Genomic DNA, 24534 nt, shown 5'->3' on the forward strand with positions numbered 1-24534 from the left:
GACAGAGGCACCGGAGAGTGAGAGCCATGGCCGACGCGCACGCCAAGAAGCACGATTACCACCTCGTCGACCCGAGTCCCTGGCCGTTCATCGGATCGGTCAGCGCGTTCGTGCTCGCGGTCGGCTTCATCATGTTCATCCGCGGCATGCCGATCGCCGGCCTGCAGATCGGCGGGCTCGTCTTCGGGCTCGGCCTGATCGGCGTGCTCTACACGATGGCGGCCTGGTGGATCGACGTCGTCAAGGAGGCCCAGCGCGGCGACCACACCCGTGTCGTGCAGCTGCACCACCGCTACGGCATGATCATGTTCATCGCCTCCGAGGTGATGTTCTTCGTCGCCTGGTTCTGGGCCTATTTCGACGTCGCCCTGTTCCCCGAATCGGCGCGCCAGTTCCAGCGCACCGAGGTGACCGGGGGCGTCTGGCCGCCGGCCGGCATCGAGACCTTCGACCCCTGGCACCTGCCGCTCTTCGGCACGCTGATCCTGCTCACCTCCGGCACGACCGTGACCTGGGCGCACCATGCGCTCATCGAGGGCGATCGCCAGTCGGTGAAGTGGGGCCTGTGGCTGACCGTGATCCTCGGCGTGTGCTTTACCATGCTGCAGATCTACGAGTACACCCACGCCTATTTCAGCTTCTCGGGGCACATCTACGGCGCGACCTTCTTCATGGCGACGGGCTTCCACGGGGCGCACGTCATCATCGGGACGATCTTCCTCGCCGTGTGCCTCTACCGCGTCTATCTCGGCCATTTCACGCCCAAGCACCATCTCGGCTTCGAATCGGCCGCCTGGTACTGGCACTTCGTCGACGTGGTCTGGCTGTTCCTGTTCGCGGCGATCTACGTTTGGGGCTATGGCGGCTGACAGACGCCGCGGCGATACCCATATGCAGGGGGCGGCGGTCGACGGGACCGCCGCCCTCTTTCGTTTCAACCCGCCGCGGTCGCGAGGAGCACGCATCTTGGCAGACGAACCCCGCAAGGAGCCGTCCCCGGTCTCCGCCGGCCTCGCCGGGCGCTGTCCCCGGTGCGGCGAAGGGCGCATGTTCGACGGCTATCTCGCCCTCGCCAAACGCTGCGAGCGCTGCGATCTCGATTACGATTTCGCCGATGCGGCGGACGGTCCCGCCGTGTTCGTGATGTTCATCGTCGGCTTCCTCGAGGTCGGGCTCGCCATGTGGCTCGAATTCGCCTACGAGCCGCCGGTGATCGTGCACATCCTCCTGTGGTTTCCGTTGACCGCGATCCTGAGCCTCGCTTTGGTGCGCCCGCTCAAGGGCGTCATGGTCGCGCTGCAATATCACCACCGCGCCGAGGAAGGGCGGCTCGAGCGATGAGGAGTGGGTCCGCATGACGACGACGCGCCTCGACGGCGGCCTGTCCGCGCAGCCGCGCCGCCTGCGCGGGCTGATCATGGCGGCGATCGCCACCGCGATCTCCCTCGCCATCCTGGTCTCGCTCGGCCTCTGGCAGCTCGATCGCCTCGCCTGGAAGGAGGGCGTCATCGCCCGCATCGAGGCGCGCGCCCATGCCGCGCCCGTCGCGCTTCCCCCGCCCGCGCAATGGGCGGCGCTCGATCCCGCCGAATACGAATATCGCCGCGTTCTCGTCGAGGGCCGCTTCCGCCATGCGGACGAGGCGCGCGTGCACGGCCTGATGCCGAGCCGCACGCGCGGCCAGCCCGTGCAGGGCTTCTACCTGATGACGCCGCTCGAGACGGACGAGGGAGCGACGGTCCTCGTCAATCGCGGCTTCGTCCCGACCGAGCTCGTCGCCGAGGCGGACCGGCCTGAGGGGCGCGCGGCGATCGTGGGGCTGATGCGCCCCTCCGAGATCCGCACGGCCTTCGTGCCAGAGAACCGGCCCGAGAGCGACGTCTGGTTCACCCGCGACGTCCCCGCGATCGCGCAGGCGCGCGGCATCGAGGGTGTCGCGCCGTTCTTCGTCGATGCGGTGCTCGACGAGAGCGGGCCGATGTGGCCGCGCGGCGGGGCGAGCGTGCTCGAGCCGTCGAACAACCATCTGCAATACGCGCTCACCTGGTTCTCGCTCGCGGGCGTGCTCGCCGTCGTCTTCCTCGTCTTCGCCGCCCGCGCGCTCTCGGAGCCGCGTCGCTCGAACGGGGCGTGAGCGCGGAGGTCGCGGGGCGCTACCCCCGCGACGTCTTGCGCCATTGAACGAATAGGGAACGTCACCTATCTTGCACGCTCATCCCCCGGCGCGTCCCCCGCGCCGCACCGAGCGGCTCCTCCATGGACGAACGTCTCTCGCGCAAGCTGACCATCCTCGCGGATGCCGCGAAATACGATGCCTCCTGCGCCTCGTCGAGCGCGCCGCGGCGGTCCTCGCGCAAGGACGGGCTCGGCTCCGCGGGCGGCACCGGCATCTGCCACGCCTATACGCCGGACGGGCGCTGCGTCTCGCTCCTCAAGATCCTTCTGACGAATTATTGCCTCTACGATTGCGCCTATTGCATCAACCGCCGCTCCTCTAACGTCGCGCGCGCGCGCTTTTCCGTCGAGGAGGTGGTGCAGCTGACGCTCAGCTTCTACAAGCGCAACTATATCGAGGGCCTGTTCCTCTCATCCGGCATCATCCGCGACGCCGATTACACGATGGAGGAGCTCATCCGCGTGGCGCGCACCTTGCGCGAGACGCATCTCTTCCGCGGCTACATCCATCTCAAGACGATCCCCGAGGCGAGCCCCGCGCTCGTCGAGGAAGCGGGCTTGTGGGCCGACCGGCTCTCGATCAACGTGGAACTGCCCCAGAAGGAGAGCCTCGCCGCGCTCGCGCCCGAGAAGCGCGCCGAGACGATCGAGGGCGCCATGGGCCGCATGGGCGCGCGCATCGCGCAGGCCAAGGCCGAGCGGCGCGGGCCGCGCTACGCGCCGGCCGGGCAGTCGACGCAGATGATCGTCGGCGCCGACGCCGCGACCGACGCGCACGTGCTCGCCCGTTCCAATGCGCTCTACAACGGCTACGGGCTGCGGCGCGTCTATTATTCCGCCTTCTCGCCGATCCCGGAGGCGAGCCGCGTCCTGCCCGTCAAGCCGCCGCCGCTGCAGCGCGAGAACCGGCTCTACCAGGCCGATTGGCTGATGCGCTTCTACGGCTTCTCGGTCGGCGAGATCGTCGAGGCGGCGCCCGCGGGCATGCTCGACCTCGAGATCGACCCGAAGCTCGCCTGGGCGCTCGCCAACCGCGCGCGCTTTCCGGTGGACGTCAACACGGCCGATCGGGAGATGCTCCTGCGCGTGCCGGGGCTCGGCACCAAGGCGGTGGCGAAGATCCTGTCCGCGCGCCGGCACGGGCGGCTGCGGCTCGACGACGTGGCGCGGCTCGCGGGCTCCGTGAAGCGCGCGCGCGCCTTCATCGCCTGCCTCGATCACAATCCCGGCACGCTGCTCGACAGCGCCGATCTGCGCGCGCGGCTCGCGCCGCCGGCGGCTCAGCTCTCGTTGTTCTGATGCGCCGCGTCGTCCTCGCCCCCGGTGCCGACGTGACCGGTTTCCGGCATGCGGCGCGTGCGCTCGTGGCGGAGGGGGTCGCTCCGGAGGCGGTCGCGATCGAGGCGGGGGAGGGGGCCGCGCCCGGCCTGTTCGAGGCGCCGCCGCTCCCCGACGCGCCGCCGCTCGCGCTGCCGCGCGCGGTCGCCGATCTCGTCGCGAGCGTGGGCATGCACCGCGATCCCGAGCGCTGGGATCTCCTTTACGCCCTCGTCTTCCGCGTCGCCTCCGGCGAGCGGCGGCTCGTCGAGAACGCGGCCGACCCGCTCGTCCACCGTCTCCAGCGCATGCGCAAGAATGTGGGGCGCGACATCCACAAGATGCACGCCTTCGTCCGCTTCCGGCAGGCGCACGACGAGGCCGGCGAGCACTTCCTCGCCTGGTTCGAGCCCGAGCATTTCATTCTCGAGGCCGTCGGCCCCTTCTTTCGCGACCGCTTCGGGGCGATGCGCTTCTCGATCCGCACCCCGATCGGCTCGATCGATTGGGACCGCGCCCGCCTCACCTACGGCCCGCCGGGCCGCCGCGAGGACGTGCCGGCGCAGGACGCCTTCGAGGAGGGCTGGCGCACCTATTACGGCGCGACCTTCAACCCCGCCCGCCTCAACACGCAGGCGATGCGCGCCGAGATGCCGAAGAAGTACTGGCGCAATCTCCCCGAGGCGCAGCTCATCCCGAGCCTCGTCCGCAAGGCCTCCTCGCGCGTTGAGGACATGCTGACGAAGGAGCCGACGATGCCGCACAAGCGCGAGCCCAAGGCCGCGCTCGCCCGCCTGGAGACGCGCCTCGCCGAGGGCGAGACGCGCGAGCGTCCCGCCTCGCGCGCGGCGCTCGAGGCGCTGGTGCGCGCCTATGCGCCGCCCGACGGCTTCTCGCCGCGCATGGTGCCGGGGGAGGGGCCGGACGATCCGCTGATCGCCTTCGTCGGCGAGCAGCCGGGCGATCAGGAGGATCTCGCCGGGCGCCCCTTCGTCGGCCCGGCCGGGCAGCTCCTCGACCGCGCGATGCAGGAGGCCGGCATTGACCGGGCGGAGGCCTATCTCACAAACGCCGTCAAGCACTTCAAATACACGCCGCGCGGCAAGCGCCGCATCCACCAGAAGCCGAACGCGGGCGAGGTCGCGCATTATCGCTGGTGGCTGAAGGAGGAGCTCGCCCTCGTGCGCCCGCGCCTCGTCGTGGCGCTCGGCGCGACCGCGCTCCTCGCGCTCTCCGGGCGCGCGGGGCCGCTGCATGCCGCGCGCGGGCCGGCGCGGTTCGAGGGCGCGGACGGCGCGGGCCTGCCCGGCCACGTCACCGTCCACCCCTCCTACCTCCTGCGCCTGCCCGATCCCGACGCCAAGGCCCGCGCCTGGCGCGACTTCGTCGCCGATCTCGCGCAGGCGAACGAGGCCGCGCGCGCGCTCGCGGCGTAGCGTCGTCGCAGCCTGCGGCTCAGGCTTGGGGGATCTCCCCGCTCGTCATTCCGGGGCGCGATAGCGAGCCCGGAACCCAGAACCACGACGGTCCTTCGAGCGCGCATGCGCGCTCGCTCTCCACCTCCAGGCAGTCGATGCGTCGAAGGACGCAGCCTATAGGCTGCTCATCCGACGTCGGGGGTCTGGATTCCGGGTTCGCTTCGCGCCCCGGAATGACGGCGTCGGGGTTCCAGGAGACGGGTTCGCAAGCTCTCAGCCCTGTCCCAGATTGCCGCCTAGTCCTGGCCCAGCTTGCGGCGCATGGCGTCGATGCGCTTCGAGGCCTCCGCCTTGTCGAGCTGCGGGTCGTAGGCGTGCGGGTCGTGGGCCTGCTCGGCGAGCGTCTTGAGATAGGAGGCCTGGGCGCCCGTCATCGGCTCGTGACCGGTGACCCAGTCCTCCGGGTCCTTCTCCTGGTTGTCGGCGGGCGGGCCGAGCTTCGGGTTCTCGACCTCCTGGGGATCGGGATGGGCGCCGCGGGCGGGGCGGGTCATCGAGGGCCTCCGTTCTGTGCTTGTTCTCTCTCCCGCCAACGCCGCCGCAGGGCGCGCGGTTCCGGCGCGTTGCGCCGCCCGCGCCCCGTCTGCTAAAGCTCGCGCACACACCCGCCGGAGGTCGCCCCCAGCGATGCGCGTCGTCCTGATCGACAATTACGACAGCTTCACCTGGAACCTCGTCCATCTGGCGAGCCGGTTCACGCGCGACATCGACGTGGTGCGCAACGACGCGCGCTCGACGCAGGCGATCCTGGACGGCGGCTACGACGCGATCCTGCTCTCGCCGGGCCCGGGCACGCCGGACGAGGCGGGCATCTGCCTCGAGGTGATCGAGAAAGGGGCGGGGCGGGTGCCGATCTTCGGCGTGTGCCTCGGGCTCCAGGCGATCGGCCAGGCCTTCGGCGCCCGCGTCGTGCGCGCGCCTCTCCCGATGCATGGCAAGACGAGCGCGATTCGCCATTCCGGCACCGGCCTCTTCGCCGGCTGCCCGCAGGACCTGGTGACGACGCGCTATCACAGCCTCGTCGTCGACCGCGACACCTTGCCCGACGACCTCGTCGTCGAGGCGCAGAGCGAGGACGGGCTCGTGATGGCCGCCTCTCACCGCACGCTGCCGGTCCAGGGCGTCCAGTTCCACCCCGAGAGCATCCTCACCGAGCACGGCGACACCATCCTCGGCAATTTCTTCGAGACCGCGCGGGCGCATCGGAACGCGTGAGGGTGGCATCCTCCCGGGCCGCCGGGCGGGCCGTGAAGGAAGCACGCGACGCGATTCCGAACGCTCACCGGGCGCGCTTCTCCCGGCGCAGGGTCACCTTGATGCCGCCGCTCTTCTCGGTGAGCGAGATGTCCTCGAGAAAGCCGATCGTGCCGTCCGTGCGCAGCCCGCGCAGCTGGGCCTTGATGCGCGGACCCTCGCGATCCTCGTCGGCGATGTCGAACAGGTAATAGGCGGCGCGGTGGGTGATTGTGCCGCCGCGCGACGACGCGGAGGGGGCGCCGACCACGGGTACCGGCCCGTGCGGCCCCGGGATCGTCGCGACCGAGCCGATATGGTTGTGCCCGTGCAGAACGAGCTCGGCGCCGACGCGGGCGATCATCGTCTCGAACTTGCGCGCGTCGGTGAGATTGCGGCCGGCCGAGGCGCCCGCGACATGGGGCGGGTGGTGGATCATCACGACGCGGATGAGCCCCTCGTCGCGCAAGCCCGCCAGGATCTCCTCCGTCGCCTCCATCTGCCGGCGGCCCATGCGGCCGGACGCCACGAACGGCGCGGTCGGGATCGCCGAGGAGAGGCCGACGAGCGCCACGTGCCCGCGCCGCCGCACGAAGGGGAAGCGCCCGAGCTTGCCCGTGTCGTCCTCCGTCCAGGGTCCGCAGACGGCGAGCAGGCCCGCGAGCGCGCCCTCGATATAGGCGTCGTGATTGCCGGGCACGAAGCTGACGCGGTCCGGCGGCCCCAGCCCTTCGAGGAAGACGCGCGCCGTCGACCATTCCTCGGAGAGCCCGATATTCGACACGTCCCCGGTACAGGCGATATGGTCCGGCGCCTGATCGTGGATGTCGGACACGAGCGCGGCGAGCAGCTCCATGTCGTGCGCCTTGTCGCGGCCACGATGCCAGTTGATGTAGCCGGTCAAGCGCTTGTTCAGCAGCTCGCGCAAGCGCGGCCGCGGCAGAGGTCCCACATGGGGGTCGGTGAGATGAGCGATCCGAAACATCGTCTTCCGGGAACGTGCGAGCCTCGCGCACAGTTCGCCCGGCCCGGACGTCACGTCAACCCGGAGCTATGCCGCACCGACGATTTCGAATCGCCTTCGCCTCAGATCTGAGCGCCCGGCAGGAGCGTCGCGCGCACGCGGCGGTCGGTCAGGTCGACCGCCGGGGACCAGACGAAGCGCGAACGGCCGCGGCGCAGGAGCGAGAGGAAGAGGGCGATCATGGCGGGAACTCACGTGCAAGCGTTGCTTTAAGGGTATATCGGCCGAGATTGTGGCGCCCGCGTGACGCATGGGCCGGCGTGGAACGTAGACGAGACATGCGGTAGATGCATGCGGGAGACGAATGGAGACCCGATGACGAAGCGCGATCCCGACCTGATGCTGCCGAGCCTGCCGCGCGCGCTCGTCCACCTGTTCTGGCGCTTTTCGCGCGGGATGACGCTCGGGGTGCGCGGGGTGGTGCGCGACGAGGACGGGCGCGTCCTCCTCGTGCGGCACACCTACACGCCGGGATGGCATCTGCCCGGCGGCGGCGTCGAGCCCGGCGAGACCGCGCAGGCGGCGCTCCTGCGCGAGCTCGACGAGGAGGCGGGCGTCGCGCCGACGAGCCCGCTCGTCCTGCACGGCGCCTTCTTCAACAAGGCCGTCTCGCGGCGCGACCACGTGCTCGTCTTCCTCGTCGACGACCATGTCCGCGACGACGGGCGACGGCGCGCGCGGGAGATCGCCGAGACGCGCTTCTTCGACCCGCGCGCGCTGCCGGAGGACACCACGCCCGGCACGCGCCGGCGCCTGGCCGAACTGGAGGACGGCGTGCCGATCGCCGCGACCTGGTGACGTTGCGCGCCGTCGCGCGCGCTGCTACATCGGCGCCGACAACAGGGTCACGGGCGCTCGGTCGCGGGCGCCGGAGAGCGGGGGGCGAGGCATGAGGGGCGAGCGGGGTTTCGAGCGACGACGCTGATCGCGTCCGACGCGTGCCGACCCGATCCCGTCCCGCCGCGCGGCCCCCCGGCCCCGGCGCTCCCCTTCCCGCCCCGTAGAGCGGACCCCGCCATGACCGAACTCTCCCTCACCATCCGGCCCGAGGCGCCGGGCGATGCCGATGCGATCGAGCGGCTGCACGAGCGCGCCTTCGGCCCGGGCCGCTTCGCGCGCACGGCCTATCGCCTGCGCGAGGGCGCGCCGCACGATCTCTCCCTCTCCTTCACCGCCAATGTCGGGACGCTGCTCGTCGGCTCGGTGCGGCTCTCGCCGATCTGGGCGGGGCGCGTTCCGGCCCTGGTGCTCGGGCCGTTGACCGTCGAGCCCGCCTTCGAGAATCGCGGCATCGGCGCGGCCCTGATGCGCCGCGCGCTCGAGGCGGCGCGCGCGGCCGGGCATACGCTCGTGCTCCTTGTCGGCGACGCGCCCTATTACGCGCGCTTCGGCTTCTCCCCCGTCCCCCGCGGCCGCCTCGAAATGCCCGGCCCCGTCGACCCGGCCCGCTTCCTCGCCTGCGAGCTGGCGGAGGGCGCGCTCGCGGGCGCGAGCGGGCCGGTGCGGGCACGCGCGGCTTCGCCCGCGGCGTGAGGGCTCACGCCTCGCGCACGTAGCGGCCCGGCGCCGGATCGAGCGGCGGCGAACCGGCCCCTGGCGCGCCGAGGCTCGGCGGCGTCGTCGGCGCGCTCGAATGCGCGCCGAGCCAGTCCGCCCAGGCCGGCCACCAGGAGCCCTCGCGGCTCTCCACGCTCTCGAGCCATTCGGCGGGCGGCAGGTAGGGATCGCTCGCGGCGCGGGTGTGGATGCGGTGGCGGCTCCTCGGCGAGCCGGGGGGCGCGACGATGCCGGCATTGTGCCCGCCCGAGGCGAGGCAGAAGGTCACGTCGGTATCGGTGAGGATGTGCACCTTGAAGGCCGAGCGCCAGGGCGCGACGTGGTCGCGCTCGGTGCCCACCGCGAAGATCGGCGTGCGGATGTCGGTGAGCGCGATCGGCCGCTCGCCGACGCGATAGCGCCCCGTGGCGAGCTCGTTGTCGAGGAAGAGCCGGCGCAGATATTCCGAATGCATCCGGTAGGGCATGCGGGTGGCGTCGGCATTCCAGGCCATCAGGTCGCTCATCGGCGCGCGCGTGCCCATCAGGTAATTGTGCACCGCGTAGGACCAGATGAGGTCGCTCGAGCGCAGGAGCCGGAAGGCGCCGGCCATCTGCTTGGTGTCGAGGAAGCCCTGGTCCCACATCATGTCTTCCAGGAAGTGGACCTGCGCCTCCGAGATGAACAGCGTCAGCTCGCCCGCCTCCGTGAAGTCCTGCTGGGCGGCGAGCAGCGTCGTCGTGGCGAGCCGTCGGTCGCCCTCGCGCGCGAGCGCGGCGGCGGCGATCGACAGGAGCGTGCCGCCGAGGCAATAGCCCGCCGCATGCACCCGCTCCCCCGGCAGGATCGCGCCGACCGCGTCGAGCGCCGCGCGGATGCCGAGGTCGAGATAATCCTGCATGCCGAGGTCGCGGTCCTCGGAGGTCGGGTTCTTCCAGGAGATTACGAACACCGTGAAGCCCTGGTCGCGCAGGTAGCGCACGAGAGAATTTTCCGGCGACAGATCGAGGATGTAGTATTTCATGATCCACGCCGGCACGATCATCACCGGCTCGGGGCGCACGGCGTCGGTCGTCGGCGCGTACTGGATCAGTTCCATCAGCCGGTTGCGATAGACGACCGCGCCCGGCGTCGCGGCGACCGTCTCGCCGACGCGATAGGCCTCCGTGCCGGCGGGCGGCTCGCCGCGCATGGTGCGGCCGGCATCGTCGAGGAAATTGAGCCAGCCGTCGAAGAGGTTGCGCCCGCCGGTCTCGAGGGTGCGGCGCGCGACGACCGGGTTCGTCGCGGGGAAGTTCGACGGCGACGCCATGTCGAGGATCTGGCGCAGCGTGAAGTCGACGACCTCCTCGTGGCGCCGCGAGACGCCCGCGACGCCCGTCGCCGCATTGTGCCACCATTGCTGCTGGAACAGGAACCCCTGGTAGAGCACGTTGTAGGGGAAGGCGCTCCATTCCGGCTCGGAGAAGCGCCGATCCTGCGGCAGGGGCTCGATCATCGGCGGCGCGTCGGCTCCGAATCCGCCGAGCGCGGCGGCTTGCGCGAGCTTCTGGCTCTTGCGCAGGGCCTTGCCCAGGAGCTGCGCCTGCTTGCCCGGCGAGGCGGCGAGGTGCACCGCCCAATCGGCGAAGGCCTGGCCGAGCGCCGCCGGCGAGAGCCCTCCGGTCAGGCGCGCGATGCTCGCGTGGAAGCGGTGGTCGATCGTGTCGGCGAGCCGGTCGAGCGGGTCTGCCGCCGGCTCGTGCCCGCCGGGCAGGAGAGGCGCCGGCGTGCGAGGCGGCGGTCGCGTCGTCTCGTCCGGTTCGTGCCGCGCAAGCGGGATCTTGGTCGCGACGTTCATGAGCTGCCCTCCGGTGCGACCCGAGAAGCGCACGAAAAGAGCCGTGCCGCGTTGCGAAATCGCAAATCGTAGCCGCCTCTCGCAGACGGTTCGGCGCTTTTTCGGCGATCCGCGCGTGCGTCGCGAGCGGCGAAACGATCCGGCCGCGACCGCGTTGAGTCCGCATTCCCAGCCCGAGGACAAGGGTCATCGCCGCGCCGAGCGCGGCCGCCATTCGCGGGGGCGATGAGACGACACGCATGACGACGAGCCGTTTGGCGCTCGCGGCCGCCTCGGCGACCGCGCTCGCGCTCGCTACCGCCCACCATCCCGCACAGGCCTCGCCCCCGCTCGCGGAGCCGATGGCGCATGCCGATCAGAGCGGCATGGCCACGCCCGGCATCTTCCGCTTTCCGGGCCACATGGCCTCGGTCTGGTCGCAGGAGGCCGCCGGGCGCATCGGCCAGGACGCGCCGGTGACATTGCCGCTGATGATCCACGAGCGTGACGCGTTCTTCGAGGACGGCATCTACGTCTGGGACGCCTGGCCGGTGCGCACGCCCGACGGCGCGATCGCCGAGATCGACGGCTGGGTGATCAAGGTCGGCCTCTCCGCCGAATGGCAGGAGGTCGAGGACACCGGCCACGAGTTCTTCACCCTCTCGACCTGGCGCTACTGGTACACCCGCGACGGCGAATGGCGGCCCGGCGGCATCGTCTTCACGCGCGAGGAGGGGCTCGGCTCGCGCCAATGGGCGGGCTCGACCTTCTACGATCCCGACACGCGGCAGATCACCTTCTACTACACCGCCGTCGGCCGGCCCGATGCGCCGAGCCTCGAAGAGGACATGCCCGATCGCCGGATCTCGATCCACAACGAAGCCGCCGGGCGCCCGCTCGTCGAGCAGCGTCTCGCCTCGGTGACGGCCGCCGTCTCGGCGAGCGAGGACGGGATCGCCTTCTCCGATTTCGGCGAGCACCGGATCATCGGCGAGGCCGACGGATTCTGGTACGACACGATCGAGACCTATCTGGCGAGCGACGCCGTCTACGGCTTCCGCGACCCGGAATTCATGCTCGACCCGATGACCGGGCGCGAGCACATCCTGTTCACGGCGAACGGCGCGGGCGTCCCGGGGCCGTACAACGGGGTGGTCGGTCTGATGACGCGCACCGACGACGGCCAATGGCGCCTCGATCCGCCGATCATCGTCTCGATCGGCGTCAATTCGCAGCTCGAGCGCCCGCACGTGATCTATCGCGACGGCGAGGCCTACCTGTTCTTCTCCACGCACGACTTCACCTTCGGGCCCGACGTGCAGGGGCCGCGCGGGCTCTACGGCTTCCATTCGCCGAGCGGGCGGCTCACCGGGCGCTGGGTGCCGCTCAACGAGCACGGCCTCGTCGCCGCCAATCCACGCGAGGCGGAGGGGCAGACCTATTCCTACCTCGTCCTGCCCGACGGACACGTGATGAGCTATCTCAACGAGACCTGGGGCTTCGCGCTCGATCCCGCCTACGAGGAGCGCGAATTCTACGGCGGACCCGGCCCGCTCTTCCGCCTGGGCTTCGACGGCGCGATCGTGACGGTGACGGAAAGCGACAATGCGCGCTGAGCGCGCCGTGCTCCTCGCGCTTGCCGCCGCATCGCTCCACGCGAGCGCGGCGGCTGGGCTCGACCTCGAGGACGGGCGCCTGCGCGTCGAGGGCGGTCTCGTGCCCCCGCTGCCCGTGCACGCGCCCTATCGCGCGCTCGTGCCGGTCGCGGCTGGGGAGGGGACGGCTCTGCGCTTCGACGGCAACTCCACGTGGGGGGAGAGCGAGGGTGCGGTCGCGATCGACCTGTCGGGCGGGCTCACGATCTCCGCCTTCGTCGCGATCGCCTCGCCGCCGGTCGAGACCGCGTCGGTGATCCACCTCGCGGAGGCCGCGGAGGGGCCGCATCTGCGGCTTGCGGTCGGCGAATGGCTGGAACCGGAATTCGTCGTCGGCGATCTGCGCGCGGCGAGCCTCGAGGCGCTGCCGCTCGGCCGCTGGGTGCACCTCGCCGGCATCGTCGACAGGGAGGGCGCGCGGCTCTACGTCGACGGCGCCCTCGTGGCGGAGAGCCCCGGCGCGCCGCCCGAGCGGATCGAGGGCCCCCTCGCGCTCGGCCGCTCGCTCCATGCGGGCGCGCGCGACGTCCACCCCTACGGCGTCTGGAACGGGCTCTTGGCCGGCGTGACCGTCACCGAAGGGGGCGACGAGAGCGCGCTGCCGACGTCGCGTCCGCTCGCGCCGCCCGATCTCTCCGTCCCCGCCGCCTGGCAGGCGGCCGATCCCCTGCGCCCGCGCGTCCACCCGATGCCGCCGATCGGCTGGACCAACGAGCCGCACGCGCTGATCCGCCGCGACGGCCTCTGGCACCTCTACCATCAGGCGAACCCGAACGGCGCCTTCTGGGACCACATCGTCTGGGGGCATCTCGTCTCGGAGGATCTCGCCGCCTGGCAGGCGCGACCGCCCGCGCTCGTGCCCTCGACCGGTTTCGACCGCCGCGGCGTCTGGGTCGGCAATTGGATCCCGCAGACCGAGCCTCCCGTCGCGCTCTATACGGGCGTGAACGGCGAGCGCTCAGGCCTCGGCCGCGCGGTGATGCAGCCGGACGGGCGGCTCGAGCGACGCGACTTCGCCGTGCGCTACGACACTCCGGAAGGTTTCCAGGACATGCGCGATCCCTTCGTCCTGCGGAACGGGGACGGCTATCTCGCGCTGATCGGCTCAGGCACGCTCGCGCACGATGCCCCCCTCGTCCTCGCCTTCGCCTCGCGGGACACTCAGGACTGGACCTTTCTCGGCGAATTCGACACGGGCGGCGTCGAGATGCCGGGGGAGTTCTGGGAATTGCCGGTCTTGCGGCCCTTTGCCGATCGCTGGCTCCTCATGGGCACGCCCGTGCTCGCCGATGCCGAGGCGCGCACGCATTATTGGCTGGGCCGCTTCGACGGCGTCCGCTTCGTCCCCGACGATCCCGCCCCGCACGATTTCGACCTCTTCCGCACCCTCCTCGCACCGAGCCTCGCCGACGACGAGGACGGGCGCACGATCGCGATCGGCATCGTCCCCGATGCCGGCCAGCGGCCGGAAGACCTGCGCCGTGCGGCGGGCTGGGTGCACGCGCTGTCGCTGCCTTTCGCGCTGAGCCTGTGTCCGGAGGATGACGGCCGGCTCTGCGCCGCGCTCCCCGAACCCTTTCGCGGGCGCTTCTCCGCGCCGCGCGCCGCGCTCGCCGACGTCGCGCTCGAGGCCGAGCCGCTCGCGCTCGCGACGAGCGAGGAGCCCGTCCTCGTGACCGGCACGCTCGTCGTCCCCGAGGGCGGGGAGGCGGTTCTCGGGCTTCTCGCGAGCGAGACGAGCGGGGAGGTCACCCGCCTGCGCCTGCGTCCGGCCGAGGGCGTCGTGCGCCTCGACCGCAGCGCCGCCTCGACCGCCCCCTATGCCCACGACGACATCCGCACCGGCGCCGTCTCGCCCGCCGAGCGCGTCGCCTTCGCGGTCCTCGTCGACGGCGGGGCCGTGTCGGGGACGATCGCGGGGCGGCCCTTCGGCGTGATCCTCTATCCGCAGAGCGCGGACGCGCGCGGCCTCACGCTCGCGGGCGACGGCGGGGCGCGGGTGGAGGAGCTGCGCGTCGAGGGCCTGGCAGCCGAGTAGCCGGCCGCCTGATCGGCGCCGCTCACGCGTCTTTGATGGCGGTCGCGCTTGCGCGCGCGCCCTCCGCGGGCTCGCGTCGAGGGCAAGCGCGAGGCGTTCTTCGTTGTCGCGCAGCGCGTCGAGGACACGCCGCGCCGCGGTGACGTCGGTATAGGTCCGCACGCTGCCGCCGTCGGGCAGCGGCACGACGCGCACCTCGACGACAGTGCCGTTGCTGCGGACGCGCGCGTAGGTGCCGGAGCGCCCGTCGAGCCCCGCGCGCTTGACCATCTCGACGAATTCGGCGGTCGCACCGGGAAAGTCGCCGGCGGCGACCTGCCGCTCGACGACCTCGGCGATGTTCGGCCGTTCGGCGAGCATCGCGGAGGGGAGGTCGAGGAGGGTACAGGCGCGCTCGTTGAAGACCTGCACGACGCCGCGCCCGTCGACCATCAGAATGCCCTGGTCGATGTTTTCGAGCGTGGTCTTGAGCCGAGCCTTCCGCTCGGCGAGCTCGGCTCGCTGCGCGTCGACCAGAGCCTCGCTGCGCGCGAGCGTCTCGGCCTCGCGACGCGCTTCGAGGCGCGCCTTGTGGAGACGGATCAGCGCGGTGACCGCCTCCGCCATGTCGCGCAAGGCGACGAGGTCCTCGTCCTCGAAGCGCCGTGGCGCGCTGTCGGCGATGCACAACGTGCCGAGCCGCAGCCCGGGCTCGAGGGCGATCGGCGCGCCGGCATAGGAGCGGATGAAGGGCTCGCCGGTGACGAGCGGGTTGTCGGAAAATCGCGGGTCGCTGCGCGCGTCCTTCACCACGAAGACGTCGTCCTCGAGGATCGCGTGGGCGCAGAAGGAGACCGCCCGCGAGGTCTTCTCGACGTCGACCCCGCACCGCGCCTTGAACCATTGCTCGTTCTCTTCGACGAGCGACACGAGGACGATCGGCACGCCGAACAGATGCCGTGCCGCCCGGCAGATCGCGTCGATGCCCGGGTCGGGACCGGTTCCCACGATCTCGAGCGCGCGCAGGGAGGCGAGCCGGGCCGCCTCCTCTCGGGAGAGGAGAGGACGCATGGCGGTCACGCCTTCTTCGAGCGACGGGGGCGACGGCGTCCGGCGGCCTCGATCGCGATCGGCGCATCCGCCGTCCCGATCCCCCGCAGGCATTGCGTCAGCTTCTCGAGGCTCGTCCGCAGCGCGGCGGCGTCCTCCGCGCCGCCGACGACGCAGGACAGCGACCGCTGGATCTCGGTCGCATCGCGCTCGAGCGCGCGCCCCTTCGGCGTCACGAAGACGCGAACCCGCCGTTCGTCGTCGGGGTCGCGCGCGCGCCGCACGAGCCCGGCCGCCTCCATGCGCTTGAGGAGCGGCGTCAGCGTGCCCGAATCGAGGTCGAGCGGCTCGCCGATGCCGGACACCGTCCGACCGTCCTCCTCCCAGAGCGTCATGAGGACGAGATATTGCGGATAGGTGAGTCCGAGCGGCTCGAGGAGCGGCGTGTAGGCGGCATTGAAGGCGTGGCTCGCCGCGTAGACGGCGAAGCAGAGCTGGTTTTCCAGGCGGACGACGTCGTCCATGGCGCTCGTCTTTCGCATGAGCAGTCCGCGCGGGCCCTGCGCGGGAGGTTCGTTCGAATTTTAATGGCGCAAAATTGAATTGCGCGCAAGCCGATTGTGTGTTTCAACGGATTCGTGGTGCCGCCGCGCCGCTCGCTCCCGCACCCGCCCGCTACGCCGCCCCTTCTCTCCGAGCCTTCCGATGATCTGGAACAATCGCTTCGTGCGCATCGCCGTGGGTCTAGCGCTCCTCGCGACCGCGATCCTGGTGCTCCTGCCCGGCCTGACGGGCCACACCTCTCTCGACGGAACGGTCAACGCCCGCTTCGCCGTCATCAGCGCCCCCATCGAGGGGATCGTCGCCGACACCCCGCCGAAGGTCGGCTCGCGGGTCGCGGACGGCGAGCCGCTCGTCGCCCTCCACAACGACCGCGTCAACCGCGCGATCCTGACCTCGCTCGCGGCCGAGCGCAACACCGCCCTCGAGCGCGTGGCGGCGCTGGAGCGTCAGCGCGGATCGCTCGAGGCCCTGGCGCGCGAGCTGGAGGACCGGGTCGTAGCCTATCGCACCGCGCTCATCGCGGACCTGCGCCAGGAACTCGAGATCCTGCGCGGCGACATGGAGGTCTCGCGGGCGCAGGAGAGCGCCGCGGCGAGCGAGCTCCTGCGCCGGGAGACGCTCGGCACGTCGGGCATCGTCGCCGAGAGCGCGATCGAGCAGGCACGGGCCGCGCAGGTCTTCTCCGGCGGCCGGGTCGAGACCGCGCGGCTCCAGGCCGAGCGGATCGAGAACCGCCTCGTGGCGCTGGAGCAGGGCGTGTTCGTCGGCGACGGACAGAACGACGTGCCCTATTCGCGCCAGCGCCGCGACGAACTCCTCGTCCAGATCGCGGACATCGACCAGCGCATCGCGGAGAACCGCACCCGCGCCGACGAGATCGGGCTGCAGCTCGCGGAGGAGACGCGCCGCGTCGAGACGCTCGCGGACGCGACGGTCGTCTCGCCCTTCGGCGGGGTCGTGTGGCGCAACAACGTCGTCGACGGCTCGAACGTCGTCGTCGGCCAGGAGATGGTCCGCCTCCTCGATTGTCGCGACCTATTCGTCGACATCCTCGTGCCGGAGGTCGATTACGACGTCATCTATCCCGGGCGCTCGGCCGAGGTGCGGCTCCTGGGGCGGGAGTCGACGCTCGATGGGCGCGTCCTCTCGGTGCGCGGCAGCGCGGCGGTCGTCGAGGAGGTCACGCTCGCCGCGACCCCGCCGGCGGGCGTGGGTCGCAACGCGCGCATCCGCGTCGCGCTCGCCGCGTCGGATCTGAACGACGATTTCGACAATTATTGTCAGGTCGGACGCAGCGTCCAGGTCCGGTTCCAGCGTGACGGCCTTCCCCTTCGCCGGTGGTTGCAGAGCCTATGGTTCAGTATCTCGTAGCGCTCGCGCCGACCGCGCTCGTCGTCGCCTTCTTCCTCCTCGGCACGTTCAACTGGTCGCGGCATCGCACCTGGACGCGGGCGCTAACCTGCGTCTTCGTCCTCGCGGTCGCCGGTCGATACCTGTATTGGCGCCTCACCGAGACCGTCCTGCCGCAGCCCGCCGACGGGCTCGGCTTCTACTGGGTCTGGTTCCTGTTCGGAATCGAACTCCTCGCCTTCGTCGACATCGTCCTCTTCCTCGTCGCGATGAGCCGCTTCGTCGATCGCAGCGCGCAGGCCGATGCCCTCGCGCCGGCCTTCTTCGATCGCGACGCGAGCGACCTGCCGAGCGTCGACGTCTTCATCCCGACCTATAACGAGCCGCTCGACGTTCTCGAGCGCACGATCGTGGGGGCGCTCTCGCTCGATTATCCGAAGGAGAAGCTCAAGGTCTACGTGCTCGACGACAAGAGGCGCGACTGGCTGCGGGAGTTCTGCGAGCGCAAGGGCGCGATCCACGTCGTGCGGCCCGACAATTCGCATGCCAAGGCCGGCAACATGAACCACGGCCTCTCCGTCTCGTCGGGAGACTTCATCGCCGTCTTCGACGCGGATTTCGTGCCCTACCGCGCCTTTCTGCGCCGGACGCTGCCCTTCTTCTCCGACGAGACGATCGGGATCGTCCAGACCCCGCAGCACTTCTTCAACGCCGACCCGATCCAAACCAATCTCGGCATCGAGCGGCTGTGGCCGGACGAGCAGCGACTGTTCTTCGACGAGATGGCGCCGAGCCGCGACGCCTGGGACGTGAGCTTCTGTTGCGGCTCCTGCTCGATCGCGCGCCGCAAGGCGCTGGACGCCATCGGCGGCTTTCCGACCGAGTCGATCACGGAGGACCTCCTCACGACGCTCTCCATGCTCAACAAGGGCTACAAGACGCGCTACCTGAACGAGCGCCTCTCGATGGGGCTCGCGGCGGAGACGCTCGAGGGCTATTTCGTCCAGCGCGAGCGCTGGTGCCAGGGCGGCATCCAGACGCTCTACCTCCACAACGGCCCGATCCGCGGGCCGGGCCTGAACCTGTTCCAGCGTCTGATGTTCCTGCCGACCTCCTGGGTCGTGCAATACGTCGTGCGCTTCGCGACGCTCCTCGTGCCGATCGTCTATCTGTGGACGGGGCTCGCGCCGCTCCACTTCACCGACGTCGCCGAGCTCGTCTCCTATCAGTTCCCCGTGCTCGCCGCCTATTTCCTCTTGATGGCCTGGCTCACGCCCACCCGCTATCTGCCGCTCGTCTCGAGCGCGGTCGGCGTCTTCGCAACCTTCCGGATGTTGCCGACGGTGATCTCGAGCCTGGTGCGTCCCTTCGGCAAGCCGTTCAAGGTCACGCCGAAAGGCAGCGGCAACGAGACGGGCCTCTACGACGTCTACAGCTTTACCTGGATCGCGGCGCTGATCGCGCTCACCGCGACGGGGCTCCTCGTCAACATCGTGCCGGAGTTCCAGCGCATCGAGGACGGGCGCTTCTCAGTCGTGGCCTTCTGGTGGGCCGGGCTCAACATCGTCGTGCTCGCCATCGCGGCGCTCGCCTGTTTCGAGCGGCCGCGCCGCCTGCTCGACGCCTTCGCCACCCGCGAATCCGTGATCCTCGACGACGAGATCATCGGCGAGGCGGTGAGCGTCGCGCTCGACAAGATGGTCGTCGCGGTGCCGGTGAAGACCCGCTTCGCCTCGCAGGAGATCGCGGTGCGCATCGCCGACGTGCCGGCCTTCACGGGCGAGATCCGGGCGGTCACCCGGCGCAGGCGACGCCTCGCGCGCGCGCACGACACGCGTCACCATTACCTGCACGTCCACTACGATCTCGAGGGCGAGGCGCGCGACGCCATGATCCGCAAGCTCTATACCGGCGGCTATTCGCAGGACGTGGCGCGGATCGACAAGTCCGCCTTGTCGTGGCGCCTCCTCGGCCGCGCCTTCGGCGCGAACCGCCGTCGCACCGCCTGAGGAAAGCGCCCGGCAAGCTTCACCGCTCGTGATGCCGGCCCCGACGAGAGCCGTGGCGACGGAGGCGGCATCGCTCGGCGTGACCCCGCGTAGGATGGCGACGAGCGGGCGATCCATGATCTTCTCCGACATGCCTGATCCGGTCGATTCAATAAGCGGGCTTGATCGGAAACCAACGAGGCCGCGCGGGATCGAGATAGGCCCCCGCGATCTCCCCGACGCGATAGCGCTCGAGTTTCTCCCGGTCGACCGTTACGCCGAGACCCGGCGCGCGCGGCACCTCGAAACGCCCGTCCTCCAGACGCGGCGCATCGGGCGCGACGTCGTCGGCGAGATAATCGCGCTCGGTGTCGATCGCGAGGCTCATGTTCGGGATCGCTGCGGCGAGGTGGACATAGGCGGCCTGCGAGAGCGCGAGCTCGCCGCCTGAGTGGAGCGTCACCGGTATGCCGACCGATTCGCAGATCGCCGCCTGCTTGACGACCTGCCACAAGCCTCCGGCCTCGTGCGGGTCGAGGAGCACGACGTCGGCTGCGCCGGCGCGGACGATGTTGCCGACGTCGCTCAAGGTGTAGGCGCTCTCGTCGAGCGCGATGGGCGTCGGACCGGCGCGCCTCAGATCCGCGTGGCCTTGGAGATCGTCGAGCTCGAGCGGCTGTTCCACGTAAGCCAGATCGAAGGGCGCGAGCCGGGCGAGCTGACGCCGCGCCGTGCCGGGCGTCCAGGCGCCGTTGACGTCCGCCCGCAGCGGCAGATCGCCGATGGCCCGCCGCGCGGTCTCCACGATGGAGACGTCGCTCGCCTCGTCGACGCCGATCTTGACCTTGAATGTGCTGAAACCGCGTTCCAAGAAATAGTCGATCCGGCGTCGCATCGCATCCGGTCGGGACACGAAGACGTAGGCGCTGGCCTCGACGCGCTCGCGCCAGAGGCCTCCCCACAGCGCGTGGAGGGGGCGTCCGACCTCCTTGCCGAACGCGTCCCAGAGCGCCGTCTCGACGGCCGCGATCGCCATCACGGCGGCGCGTTTGTGATGGTAGTAGCCCGCGCCGAGAACGTGCCGGTGGAAGCGCTCCACGTCGGCCACGTCGTAGCCGGCGACCAGCGGGAGAACCGCGTTGCGCAGGACGGCCGGCACGGCGTCGATGAGCGAGATGCTCTCGCCCCAGCCTTCAATGCCGGCATCGGTCAGAACCCGCACCACGAGCCGCGTGGTGCCCGAGCGGGCGCCGGAGCCCCATTGGATGTCCTCGACGAAGGGCATTCGCACGAGAAACGCCTCGGCTTCGATCACCACACCCATGCCGCATGCCCTCTTGACGTGGAACTGACTTCCACGATATGAAACGAGCAAGCGGCTGAGGTCAAGGCCGCATGAGGGAGCGCGCGATGACCGCCACGCGAGAGATGCGGGTCTTAGAGCCGACCGACGACGACGGTGCCGCCCGCGGCGTCCCCGGCGCGCAGGCTCTCACCCGCGGCCTCTCCCTCCTCGACCTCGTCGCGGACGCGCCGCAGCCGCTGCGCTTCTCCGAGATCGTCGCCGCGGCGGGCCTGCCGAAGGGTACGGTTCACCGCATGCTCGCCGTCCTCGTCGAGGGGCGCTTCCTGCAATTCGACGAACGCACGCAGACCTATCGGCTCGGCGTGCGCCTCTTCGAGATGGCGCATCGCGTCTGGAACGGGTTCGACCTCAGGGGCGCCGCCGAGCCGGAGCTCGAGCGATTGCGCGATCTGACCGACGAGGCGGTGCGTCTCGCCGTGCTCGACGGCGGCGAGATCCTCTACATCGATCAGCGCGAGGCGCTGCGCACCGTCCGGCTGGCGAACGGCGTCGGCGGGCGCGCCTCGGCTCACGCGGGCTCCGCCGGCAAGGCGATCATCGCCCATCTCGATCCGGCGATGCGCCATCGCCTGCTCGCGACCCTCGAACTCACGCGCCACACGCCCAACACCATCGTCGATCGCGAGGCTTTGGTGCGCGAGCTCGATCTGACCAAGGCGCGCGGCTATGCGATCTCGGTGGAAGAGCAGTCGGAGGGGGTGAATTCCGTCGCGGCCGCGATTCTCGACCATCGCGCCCGGCCGCTCGGCGCCGTCTGCGTTCTCGGCCCCGCCTTCCGCCTGCCGCCCGATCGCCTCCATGCGCTCGGACGCGACGTCCTCGAAGCCGCCCGCCGGGTATCGGGCAATGCAGGGCAGAGCTTCATGTCGCAACATCGTGGACAAGCCCCTCGGCCCCGTGCGCGCCGACGTGCGTTGCGTCCTGCCCGATAGCGCGTTCCTGGGCGAGGGCCCGCATTGGCTCACGGCCGAGCGCAAGCTCCTCTGGGTCGACATCCTCGCCCCGGCGATCCACGTCAGCGATCCGGCGACCGGCAAGTCGACGAGCGTGCGCATGCCCGAACTCGTCAGCGCGGTGGTGCCGCGGGTCCGTGGCGGCTACGTGGCTGCGATGCAGACCGGCTTCAAGGCGGTCGATCTGACGACCGGCGCGTCGACGATGCTCGCGTCGCCGGAGGCGGACCGTCCGGGAAATCGCTTCAACGACGGCAAATGCGATCGGCGCGGCCGCTTCTGGGCCGGCACCCTCGCCATCGACGCCACGCCGGATGCGGGCAGCCTCTACCGCTTCGACGCCGACGGGCGCGTGCATCTCATGGATACCGGGTTCCACGTGTCGAACGGTCTCGGCTGGAGCCCGGACGACCGCCGCTTCTACTTCACCGACAGCGCGCGGCGAACGATCTACGTCTACGATTTCGATCTGGAGAGCGGTGCGATCGCCGATCGACGCGTCTTCGCCGAAATCCCTGAAGGCCATGGCGTTCCGGACGGAATGGCCGTCGATTCGGAGGGGTTCGTCTGGGTCGCGCAATGGGACGGTTGGTGCGTCGTGCGCCACGACCCGGACGGCAAGGTCGACCGCGTCGTCAACCTGCCGGTCCCGCGCCCGACGAGCTGCGCTTTCGGCGGTCCCGACATGACGACGCTCTACGTGACCTCCGCCCGCATCCGCCTGTCGGCCGCGCAGCTCGCCGACAGCCCGCTTTCCGGCAGCGTCTTCGCGATCGAGACCGGCGTCAGGGGCCTGCCCGAGACCGCCTTCGCCGGCTGAGCCCGGACCGGCGCGACGCAAGACGCGGCCGTTCGAGATCAGAGAAGAGAGAAGAGAAAGACCCGAGATCATGGCCCATCTCGCAATCCGATCCGTGACGAAGAGCTTCGGCGACGTTCCCGTCCTGCACGGGATCGATCTCGACGTGGGCGAGGGGGAGTTCGCGGTCTTCGTGGGTCCCTCCGGCTGCGGGAAGTCGACCTTGCTTCGCCTCGTCTGCGGGCTCGACGAGGTTTCGAGCGGGACGATCGCCATCGACGGAGAGGTCGTGAACGACGTTCCGCCGGCCCGCAGGGGGCTCGCGATGGTGTTCCAGTCCTACGCGCTCTATCCGCACATGTCGGTGGCCGAGAACATGGGCTACGCCCTGCGCCTCGCGGGGCGTCCCAAGGCGGAGATCGCCACGCGGGTGAACCAGGCGGCCGAGATCCTGCGCATCGGCCATCTCCTCCATCGCAAGCCGCGCGAGCTTTCGGGCGGGCAACGCCAACGCGTCGCGATCGGCCGGGCCATCGTGCGCGAACCGCGGATCTTCCTCTTCGACGAACCTCTCTCGAACCTCGACGCCGCCCTGCGGGTGGAGATGCGCTTCGAGCTCGCGCGCCTCAAGGAGCGGCTCGGCACGACGACGATCTACGTCACGCACGACCAGACCGAGGCGATGACGCTCGCCGATCGCATCGTCGTGATGCGCGATGGTCGCGTCGAGCAGGTCGGCTCGCCGATCAGCCTGTACCGGGAGCCGGCGAACGTCTTCGTCGCGGGCTTCATCGGCTCGCCGAAGATGAACTTCCTGCCGGCGCGCGTCGTCGGGCGCGCCGACGGGCGCAGCGTCCGTCTCGCCTTGCCGAGCGGCTCGGAGATTTCGGTCTGCGCCTGCACGAGCGCGGACGCCGAGGTGACGGTGGGCGTGCGTCCCGAGCACGTGGCGCTCGCCGAGCCTGGTCGCGCGGGCGGGCTGCCCGGACGGATCGTCATGGTCGAGCAGCTCGGCTCGGACACCTACGTCTATCTCGAGACGCAGGGGCTCGCTCAGCCGCTTCTCGTCCGCGTGCCCGGCGAGCGCTCGGTGCGCATCGGCGAGACCGTCGCGGCGGTCCTGGACGAGCGATTGGTCCATGTCTTCGCCTCCGACGGCGCGAGCCTTCGCCCCTCCGAACGAACCCTCTCGAGCGCAGCCTGAGCCGATGCAGACCACGTCCGCCTTCGCGCGATACCCGAGCCTTGTCGGACGCCCCGTCCTCGTCACGGGCGGAGGGTCGGGCATCGGCGCCTCGCTCGTCGCCCATTTCGCCGAGCAGGGTGCCCGTGTCGCCTTCCTCGAGCGCGATGCGCGGACGGCGGAGGCGACGGCGGGCGACATCGAGGCGGAGACGGGCGTGCGTGTCCGCCATCGCGTGGTCGATCTCGTCGACGTCGCGGCGACCCGCGCCGCGATCGCCGATCTCGCTTCGGAGACGGGCGCCTTCCGGGTGCTCGTCAACAATGCCGGCAACGACGATCGCCACCCCGTGGCGACGATCGAGCCGGATTACTGGGACGAGCGTTTCGCCGTCAATCTCCGTCATCAGTTCTTCGCCGCGCAGGCCGTGGCCGAGCCGATGGCGGCGGCGGGCGGGGGGGCGATCGTCAATCTCGGGTCGATCTCGTGGATGATGGGCGCGGCCGGCCTCGTCGCCTACACGACCGCGAAATCCGCCGTCGCCGGGCTGACCCGCTCCCTCGCGCGCGAGTGGGGCACCAAGGCCATCCGCGTCAATTGCATCGCGCCGGGCTGGGTGCTCACCGAACGACAGGTGACGCGGGCGCAGGCGACTGCGCCCGAGAAGTTCGCCGCCTATCTCGATCAGCAATGCCTCAAGGAACATCTCGCGCCGCCCGACATCGCGCGGATGGCCCTGTGGCTCGCAGCCGACGATTCCCGCCTCGTCACCTCGCAGACCTTCATCGTCGATGCCGGCGTGGTCTGACGGGTAGACGCTGCGGCAAGCAACAGAAGGCCGAACGGCCCGCGACTGGAACGGACAACCGCGCTTCCACGACGGAACGCAACGGAGGAAACGATCATGAAGAGCCTTCTGTCCCGGCGCGCCTTCGGCGTCGCCGCCGCCGCCCTCGTGGCCGCGGGCGCGCTGACCGGCCCCGGGGGGGGGCCCGCCCCCCCGAACGCCGTCAAGAGATGGGCCCAT

At 70.5% G+C, this 24534-nt stretch carries 21 protein-coding genes and 1 pseudogene; 16 read left to right on the forward strand and 6 right to left on the reverse strand.

Features of this window, described 5'->3' with window-relative positions; genetic code table 11:
* The first annotated feature begins 26 nt into the window (after positions 1-26).
* The 5 genes from ACK4UM_RS00995 to ACK4UM_RS01015 all read left to right on the forward strand — a co-directional run bounded on the left by ACK4UM_RS00995 (position 27) and on the right by ACK4UM_RS01015 (position 4928).
* Positions 27-869: a cytochrome c oxidase subunit 3 gene (locus ACK4UM_RS00995; RefSeq protein WP_409794337.1), complete on the forward strand. Its 843-nt coding sequence runs from the start codon at positions 27-29 to the stop codon at positions 867-869.
* Positions 870-966: 97 nt separating this feature from the next.
* Positions 967-1341, forward strand: coding sequence for a DUF983 domain-containing protein (locus tag ACK4UM_RS01000; protein ID WP_409794340.1), 375 nt, complete (start codon positions 967-969; stop codon positions 1339-1341).
* A gap of 13 nt (positions 1342-1354) precedes the next feature.
* Positions 1355-2134 (forward strand): SURF1 family protein, encoded by a 780-nt coding sequence (locus ACK4UM_RS01005; RefSeq protein WP_409794343.1) that lies wholly within the window; start codon positions 1355-1357, stop codon positions 2132-2134.
* 122 nt (positions 2135-2256) lie between these two features.
* Positions 2257-3474, forward strand: coding sequence for a putative DNA modification/repair radical SAM protein (locus tag ACK4UM_RS01010; RefSeq protein WP_409794346.1), 1218 nt, complete (start codon positions 2257-2259; stop codon positions 3472-3474).
* Complete coding sequence (locus ACK4UM_RS01015; protein WP_409794349.1) at positions 3474-4928, forward strand: UdgX family uracil-DNA binding protein; 1455 nt, start codon at positions 3474-3476, stop codon at positions 4926-4928. The genes ACK4UM_RS01010 and ACK4UM_RS01015 overlap by 1 nt, the downstream gene beginning before the upstream one ends.
* Before the next feature lie 278 nt (positions 4929-5206).
* Here the strand turns inward: ACK4UM_RS01015 and ACK4UM_RS01020 are convergent, their stop codons facing one another.
* A complete protein-coding gene (locus ACK4UM_RS01020) occupies positions 5207-5464 on the reverse strand; it encodes a DUF3072 domain-containing protein (protein WP_409794352.1) in 258 nt (85 codons plus the stop codon).
* Positions 5465-5597: 133 nt separating this feature from the next.
* Here ACK4UM_RS01020 and ACK4UM_RS01025 point away from each other — a divergent pair, with 133 nt between their 5' ends.
* On the forward strand, positions 5598-6185 hold the full coding sequence (locus tag ACK4UM_RS01025) for an anthranilate synthase component II (RefSeq protein WP_409794355.1): 588 nt from the start codon (positions 5598-5600) through the stop codon (positions 6183-6185).
* 64 nt (positions 6186-6249) lie between these two features.
* Here ACK4UM_RS01025 and ACK4UM_RS01030 read toward each other — a convergent pair whose 3' ends face one another.
* Positions 6250-7188: a metallophosphoesterase family protein gene (locus tag ACK4UM_RS01030; RefSeq protein ID WP_409794357.1), complete on the reverse strand. Its 939-nt coding sequence runs from the start codon at positions 7186-7188 to the stop codon at positions 6250-6252.
* A gap of 354 nt (positions 7189-7542) precedes the next feature.
* Here ACK4UM_RS01030 and ACK4UM_RS01035 point away from each other — a divergent pair, with 354 nt between their 5' ends.
* Entirely contained in the window at positions 7543-8025 is a 483-nt protein-coding gene (locus ACK4UM_RS01035) for an NUDIX domain-containing protein (RefSeq protein WP_409794360.1), read from the forward strand.
* A gap of 219 nt (positions 8026-8244) precedes the next feature.
* Positions 8245-8760, forward strand: coding sequence for a GNAT family N-acetyltransferase (locus tag ACK4UM_RS01040; RefSeq protein WP_409794363.1), 516 nt, complete (start codon positions 8245-8247; stop codon positions 8758-8760).
* A 4-nt stretch (positions 8761-8764) separates the two neighbouring features.
* Here the strand turns inward: ACK4UM_RS01040 and ACK4UM_RS01045 are convergent, their stop codons facing one another.
* A complete protein-coding gene (locus tag ACK4UM_RS01045; protein WP_409794366.1) occupies positions 8765-10603 on the reverse strand; it encodes a PHA/PHB synthase family protein in 1839 nt (612 codons plus the stop codon).
* 239 nt (positions 10604-10842) lie between these two features.
* Between ACK4UM_RS01045 and ACK4UM_RS01050 the strand changes: the two genes are divergently transcribed.
* Both ACK4UM_RS01050 and ACK4UM_RS01055 read left to right on the forward strand, forming a co-directional pair.
* On the forward strand, positions 10843-12198 hold the full coding sequence (locus ACK4UM_RS01050) for a glycoside hydrolase family 68 protein (RefSeq protein ID WP_409794369.1): 1356 nt from the start codon (positions 10843-10845) through the stop codon (positions 12196-12198).
* A complete protein-coding gene (locus tag ACK4UM_RS01055; protein ID WP_409794372.1) occupies positions 12188-14275 on the forward strand; it encodes a LamG-like jellyroll fold domain-containing protein in 2088 nt (695 codons plus the stop codon). Before ACK4UM_RS01050 ends, ACK4UM_RS01055 begins: the two co-directional genes overlap by 11 nt.
* 138 nt (positions 14276-14413) lie before the next feature.
* On the opposite strand, the pseudogene ACK4UM_RS01060 reads toward ACK4UM_RS01055, so the two are convergent.
* Positions 14414-15418: pseudogene (locus tag ACK4UM_RS01060) on the reverse strand (PAS-domain containing protein); the annotation flags it as partial.
* Positions 15331-15828, reverse strand: coding sequence for a MarR family winged helix-turn-helix transcriptional regulator (locus ACK4UM_RS01065; RefSeq protein ID WP_409794374.1), 498 nt, complete (start codon positions 15826-15828; stop codon positions 15331-15333). The gene ACK4UM_RS01065 and the pseudogene ACK4UM_RS01060, both read right to left, overlap by 88 nt.
* A 181-nt stretch (positions 15829-16009) precedes the next feature.
* Here ACK4UM_RS01065 and ACK4UM_RS01070 point away from each other — a divergent pair, with 181 nt between their 5' ends.
* Positions 16010-17239, forward strand: coding sequence for an HlyD family secretion protein (locus ACK4UM_RS01070; protein WP_409794377.1), 1230 nt, complete (start codon positions 16010-16012; stop codon positions 17237-17239).
* Complete coding sequence (locus ACK4UM_RS01075; RefSeq protein WP_409794380.1) at positions 17221-19227, forward strand: glycosyltransferase; 2007 nt, start codon at positions 17221-17223, stop codon at positions 19225-19227. Before ACK4UM_RS01070 ends, ACK4UM_RS01075 begins: the two co-directional genes overlap by 19 nt.
* Positions 19228-19375: 148 nt before the next feature.
* On the opposite strand, the gene ACK4UM_RS01080 is transcribed toward ACK4UM_RS01075, so the two are convergent.
* Positions 19376-20530, reverse strand: a complete 1155-nt coding sequence (locus ACK4UM_RS01080) for a mandelate racemase/muconate lactonizing enzyme family protein (protein ID WP_409794383.1) — start codon at positions 20528-20530, stop codon at positions 19376-19378.
* A gap of 86 nt (positions 20531-20616) precedes the next feature.
* Between ACK4UM_RS01080 and ACK4UM_RS01085 the strand changes: the two genes are divergently transcribed.
* From ACK4UM_RS01085 to ACK4UM_RS01100, 4 genes are all read left to right on the forward strand, one after another.
* A complete protein-coding gene (locus ACK4UM_RS01085; RefSeq protein WP_409794386.1) occupies positions 20617-21504 on the forward strand; it encodes an IclR family transcriptional regulator in 888 nt (295 codons plus the stop codon).
* On the forward strand, positions 21449-22345 hold the full coding sequence (locus tag ACK4UM_RS01090) for an SMP-30/gluconolactonase/LRE family protein (protein ID WP_409794389.1): 897 nt from the start codon (positions 21449-21451) through the stop codon (positions 22343-22345). The genes ACK4UM_RS01085 and ACK4UM_RS01090 overlap by 56 nt, the downstream gene beginning before the upstream one ends.
* Before the next feature lie 70 nt (positions 22346-22415).
* Complete coding sequence (locus tag ACK4UM_RS01095; protein ID WP_409794392.1) at positions 22416-23528, forward strand: ABC transporter ATP-binding protein; 1113 nt, start codon at positions 22416-22418, stop codon at positions 23526-23528.
* A 4-nt stretch (positions 23529-23532) separates the two neighbouring features.
* The gene (locus ACK4UM_RS01100; protein WP_409794395.1) at positions 23533-24315 is read left to right on the forward strand and encodes an SDR family NAD(P)-dependent oxidoreductase; all 783 of its coding nucleotides are present in this window, start codon (positions 23533-23535) and stop codon (positions 24313-24315) included.
* Positions 24316-24534 lie beyond the last annotated feature (219 nt).

Source organism: Salinarimonas sp. (genome assembly GCF_046292825.1).
Taxonomy (GTDB): Bacteria; Pseudomonadota; Alphaproteobacteria; order Rhizobiales; family Beijerinckiaceae; genus Salinarimonas.